General features: G+C 73.1%; 8 protein-coding genes. All 8 read left to right on the forward strand.

The genetic code is table 11. The annotated features are described in order from the left end of the window. The coding region (locus AC51EU_RS26865) for a helix-turn-helix domain-containing protein (RefSeq protein WP_496269676.1) at window positions 1-385 on the forward strand (385 nt) is incomplete at its 5' end. Window positions 386-674: 289 nt separating this feature from the next. After that, window positions 675-1,298: a GNAT family N-acetyltransferase gene (locus tag AC51EU_RS26870; protein WP_496269677.1), complete on the forward strand. Its 624-nt coding sequence runs from the start codon at window positions 675-677 to the stop codon at window positions 1,296-1,298. A gap of 124 nt (window positions 1,299-1,422) precedes the next feature. Beyond that, window positions 1,423-1,506 carry a putative leader peptide gene (locus tag AC51EU_RS26875; protein ID WP_496269683.1) on the forward strand — a complete coding sequence of 28 codons (84 nt, stop codon included), beginning with the start codon at window positions 1,423-1,425 and terminating at the stop codon, window positions 1,504-1,506. Window positions 1,507-1,733: 227 nt separating this feature from the next. Then, on the forward strand, window positions 1,734-3,431 hold the full coding sequence (locus AC51EU_RS26880) for a nitrite/sulfite reductase (RefSeq protein ID WP_496269678.1): 1,698 nt from the start codon (window positions 1,734-1,736) through the stop codon (window positions 3,429-3,431). Next, a complete protein-coding gene (locus tag AC51EU_RS26885; RefSeq protein WP_496269679.1) occupies window positions 3,428-3,616 on the forward strand; it encodes a hypothetical protein in 189 nt (62 codons plus the stop codon). Before AC51EU_RS26880 ends, AC51EU_RS26885 begins: the two co-directional genes overlap by 4 nt. Next, a complete protein-coding gene (locus tag AC51EU_RS26890) occupies window positions 3,613-4,302 on the forward strand; it encodes a phosphoadenylyl-sulfate reductase (RefSeq protein ID WP_496269680.1) in 690 nt (229 codons plus the stop codon). The genes AC51EU_RS26885 and AC51EU_RS26890 overlap by 4 nt, the downstream gene beginning before the upstream one ends. A gap of 14 nt (window positions 4,303-4,316) precedes the next feature. Continuing rightward, window positions 4,317-4,850, forward strand: a complete 534-nt coding sequence (cysC, locus tag AC51EU_RS26895) for an adenylyl-sulfate kinase (RefSeq protein WP_496269681.1) — start codon at window positions 4,317-4,319, stop codon at window positions 4,848-4,850. Next, window positions 4,847-5,117: phosphoadenosine phosphosulfate reductase domain-containing protein (locus tag AC51EU_RS26900; RefSeq protein ID WP_496269682.1), on the forward strand; the 271-nt coding region annotated here is incomplete at its 3' end. The genes cysC and AC51EU_RS26900, both read left to right, overlap by 4 nt.

Genomic DNA, 5,117 nt, shown 5'->3' on the forward strand with positions numbered 1-5,117 from the left:
GCGGCCGGAGCGGCAGCCGGGGCCGAGCCGGGTCGTGCTGGACGTCGCCGAGCGCGACGGGGCGTCCGTCACGGTCAGCGGCCCGGCCGGCAGCTGGACGCACGAACTCAGTCCGCGCCGCGCCGAGTTGCTGTTCCTGCTCGCCTCGCACCCGGAGGGCCGCAGCGCCGCGGAACTGGCCCGGGACGTGTTCGGCGACGCCGGCCGCACGGTGACGGTGCGCGCCGAGCTGTCCCGGCTGCGCCGCCATCTCGCGGGGGTGCTGGCGCACCGGCCGTACCGCTTCGCGGACGGTGTGGAGGTGGAGCTGTGCCTGCCGGTGCCGGCGAGCGGGCTGCTGCCGCACTCGTCGGCCCCGGCGGTCGTGGCGGCCCGGCAGAGCTGAGGCGGCCGTCCCACCCGACCGGACCCGGGCCGCCACCCGGCCGGTCCTCTCCTGTCGCGACGGGCCCGCGGCGCGCCTAGCGTGCCGGGTGCGGGCCGGGCGCGGATCGCCTGCGGATCGCGGCGCCGCGCGAGGAGGGCGATGGATCCGTTGGTCCGGCCGCCGGTGGGGCGGCGCGTGGAACCGGATCCCCCGCGCCGCTCCCAGCGAGACGCCCCGGCCCCGCCGCGGGCGTTCCGGAGCGCGTACGCCCGCGGACGGGCCGCGCCGCCGTGATTGGCTGGCCGGTATGAACATCACGGTCACCACCTGGCACCTCGAACAGACCGCGCCCACCGACCTGATACCCGCCCCGTGTCCACCAGCTGAACAGGATGTCCGCATCGTGCGCAGCGAGCGGCCGCTGCCCGAGTTCAGCCGCTTCCTCTACACGGCCGTCGGCGGGGACATCCTGTGGACCGACCGGCTGGACTGGTCGTACGCCCGCTGGGCGGAGTATCTGGCGCGCCCCGGCGTGGAGACCTGGGTGGCGTACGAGCGCGGCACCCCGGCCGGCTTCATCGAACTGGACGGCGGGGACGACGGCACGGTGGAGATCGCCTACTTCGGGCTGCTGCCGGCGTCCCGGGGGCGCCGCATCGGCGGCCGTCTGCTGTCGTACGGGACGGCGCGGGCCTGGGACCTGGCCGCACGGTACCCGGGGCGACAGGCGACACGCCGGGTGTGGGTGCACACCTGCAGCAAGGACGGGCCGTACGCGTTGCGCAACTACGAACGGCGCGGGTTCCGGGTGTTCGACACGGTGGTGAGCGAGGAGCCGGAGGCGCTGACACCGGGGCCGTGGCCCGGCGCGGGCCCGACCGCGCACACCCCGGCCGCCGGGGACCCGACGAGCGCGAAGCCCGCTCCGTGACCCCTGCCGCACCCACCACGAGCACTATGTGACCGATGACACACTGTCTCGTGATGCGAGACAGTGATGTCCATCATCCAGACGACGGTGGACTGGCCGGAGAACGCCGTGCCACGCTTCCGTCATGTCTCGCACTGGAATCGCCTTGGTGAGTCGGCGGCACGTCGACCTCGGTCGCATATCCAGCGCCGTCTGTCCGGCGGGCTGACGCCGCATCGTCCCCCGGGGCCCCGCCCCGGCACGCACCGCCCGTTCTCCGACCGGCCCCGCCGGTTCCGTACCGCGTCCCCACCGTCGCGGACGCTTCCCCACCCCTGACCTCGGCACTCGCGCCCGACGCCCGAACCGCGCGCCCTTTCGCGGTGCCCGTGCGCAGGTCACCGCGGGTGCCCCCTGCCCCGCCCGCGTTCTGAGCCGCCCGAAGGACATCTGCCCATGGCCGCAACCCCGGACCGTTCCGCAGCCGCCACGACCCGCCGCAAGGCCGGACGCCACCGCGGCGAGGGCCAATGGGCCGCGGGCCACTTCACGCCACTGAACGGCAACGAGCAGTTCAAGAAGGACGACGACGGTCTCAATGTGCGGACACGCATTGAGACGGTCTACGCCAAGGCCGGATTCCACTCCATCGACCCCAACGACCTGCGCGGCCGGATGCGCTGGTGGGGCCTGTACACCCAGCGCAGGCCCGGCATCGACGGCGGCAAGACCGCCGTCCTGGCGCCGGAGGAGCTGGACGACGAGTACTTCATGCTCCGCGTCCGCATCGACGGCGGCCGGCTCACCACCGACCAGCTGCGGGTGATCGGCGAGATCTCCCAGGAGTTCGCCCGCGGCACCGCCGACATCACCGACCGGCAGAACGTCCAGTTCCACTGGATCCGCATCGAGGACGTACCGGAGATCTGGCGGCGCCTGGAGGCCGTGGGCCTGTCCACCACCGAGGCGTGCGGCGACACCCCGCGCGTCGTCCTCGGCTCGCCGGTCGCCGGGATCGCCGAGGACGAGATCGTCGACGGCACCCCGGTCATCGAGGAGATCAACCGCCGGGTCGTCGGCAACCCCGCGTACTCCAACCTCCCGCGCAAGTTCAAGACCGCGGTCTCCGGCTCCCCGCTGCTGGACGTCGCCCACGAGATCAACGACATCTCCCTGGTCGGCGTGGTGCACCCCGAGCACGGGCCGGGCTTCGACGTCTGGGTCGGCGGCGGACTGTCCACCAACCCCCGGCTCGGCGTGCGGCTCGGCGCCTGGGTCTCCGCCGAGGAGGCCGCCGATGTCCACGAGGGCGTCATCGCGATCTTCCGCGACTACGGCTACCGCCGGCTGCGCACCCGCGCCCGGCTGAAGTTCCTGGTCGCCGACTGGGGCCCGGAGAAGTTCCGGCAGGTCCTGGAGGACGAGTACCTGGGCCGCAAGCTGGCCGACGGCCCCGCCCCGCGACAGCCCGCACAGCGCTGGCGCGACCACGTCGGTGTGCACCGGCAGAAGGACGGCCGCTTCTACGTCGGCTTCGCCCCCCGCGTCGGCCGGGTGGACGGCACCACCCTCACCAAGATCGCCGATCTGGCCGCCGCCCACGGCTCCGGCCGGGTGCGTACCACCACCGAGCAGAAGATGATCGTCCTCGATGTCGAGGAGTCACGGATCGCCTCCCTCGTCTCCGGGCTGGAGGCCCTCGACCTGCGGGTCACCCCGTCCCCGTTCCGGCGCGGCACGATGGCCTGCACCGGCATCGAGTTCTGCAAGCTGGCGATCGTCGAGACCAAGGGCCGCGGCTCCGCGCTCATCGACGAACTGGAGCGCAGGCTCCCGGAGTTCGACGAGCCGCTCACCATCAACCTCAACGGCTGCCCCAACGCCTGCGCCCGCATCCAGGTCGCCGACATCGGCCTCAAGGGGCAGCTGGTGCTCGACGCGGACGGCAACCAGGTCGAGGGCTACCAGGTGCACCTCGGCGGTGCCCTGGGCCTGGAGGCCGGGTTCGGCCGCAAGGTCCGCGGCCTGAAGGTCACCGCGGACGAACTGCCCGACTACATCGAGCGGTTGCTCACCGCATTCCAGCGGGAGCGCGCCGACGGCGAGCGGTTCGCCCAGTGGGTGGCCCGCGCGGACGAGGGAGCACTGACATGAGCGAGCGCGCCGTCCCCTTCCACTGCCCGTACTGCGGCGACGAGGACCTGCGCCCCTCGGAGGAGCCCACGCCGCACGGCTCCGGGGCCTCCTGGGAGTGCCGGGCGTGCAGCCGCGCCTTCCGGCTGAAGTTCCTCGGCCTGCTGTCCCGGGGCGCGTCCCCGTCCGGCGGAGGTGCCGTATGACCACGGCGGACCTGCCGCGGCTCGCCGAAGCGGCGGGCCGCGAGCTGGAGGACGCGGAAGCGCCGGAGATACTGCGCTGGGCCGCGGAAACCTTCGGCCCGCGCTTCTGCGTCACCTCCTCCATGGAGGACGCGGTCGTCGCCCATCTCGCCTCCCGCGTGGCGCCCGGCGTCGACGTGGTGTTCCTCGACACCGGCTACCACTTCCCGGAGACCCTCGGGACCCGCGACGCGGTGGCCGCCGTCATGGACGTCAACGTCCTCACCCTCACCCCCCGGCAGACCGTCGCCGAACAGGACGCCGCCCATGGGCCGAGGTTGTACGACCGCGACCCGGACCTGTGCTGCGCGCTGCGGAAGGTCGCGCCGCTGGAGGAGGGCCTGGCCCGGTACGACGCCTGGGCGACCGGGCTGCGCCGCGACGAGTCCCCGACCCGCGCGGAAACTCCCGTCGTCGGCTGGGACGCCCGCCGCCGGAAGATCAAGGTCTCCCCGATCGCCCGCTGGACCCAGGACGACGTCGACACCTACATCACCGAGCACGGTGTGCTCACCAACCCCCTGCTCCAGGACGGCTACGGCTCCGTCGGCTGCGCCCCGTGCACCCGCCGGCTGCTGGCCGGCGAGAGCGCACGGGCCGGCCGCTGGGCGGGCCGCGACAAGACCGAGTGCGGACTGCACGGATGACCGAGGAGATACGGATGACGGGCGCCACGGTATGGCTGACCGGTCTGCCGAGCGCCGGCAAGACCACCCTGGCCCGGGCACTCGCCGAGCGGCTGCGCGAGGCGGGCCGCCGGGTCGAGGTCCTGGACGGTGACGAGATCCGCACGTTCCTCTCCGCCGGGCTGGGCTTCGGCCGCGAGGACCGTGACACCAACGTCCGGCGGATCGGCTTCGTCGCCGAACTGCTGGCCCGGCACGGCGTCACCGTCCTGGTACCGGTGATCGCCCCCTACGCGGACTCCCGCGAGGCGGTACGCGCACACCACCGGGACCGGGGCACCACTTATCTGGAGGTACACGTGGCGACACCCGTCGAGGTGTGCTCCGCACGCGATGTGAAGGGGCTCTACACACAGCAGGCGGCCGGGAAGATATCCGGCCTGACCGGCGTGGACGACCCCTACGAGCAGCCCGAGTCGCCCGACCTGCGGCTCGACGCGCACACCCGGAGCGTGCCGGAGTCCGTGGCGGCACTGCACGGGCTGCTCACCGAAAGGGGTCTGGCATGAGCACCATCTCCACCACCCGCGACGGCGTCGGCAGCCCGTTCGCCCTGTCGCATCTGGACGTGTTGGAGTCGGAGGCGGTGCACATCTTCCGGGAGGTGGCCGGGGAGTTCGAGCGGCCGGTGCTGCTGTTCTCCGGCGGCAAGGACTCCATCGTCATGCTCCACCTGGCGCTGAAGGCGTTCGCGCCGGCGCCGGTGCCGTTCGCGCTGCTGCACGTGGACACCGGGCACAACTTCCCCGAGGTCCTGGACTTCCGCGACCGCACCG

The sequence above is a fragment of the Candidatus Streptomyces philanthi genome, from assembly GCF_059553635.1.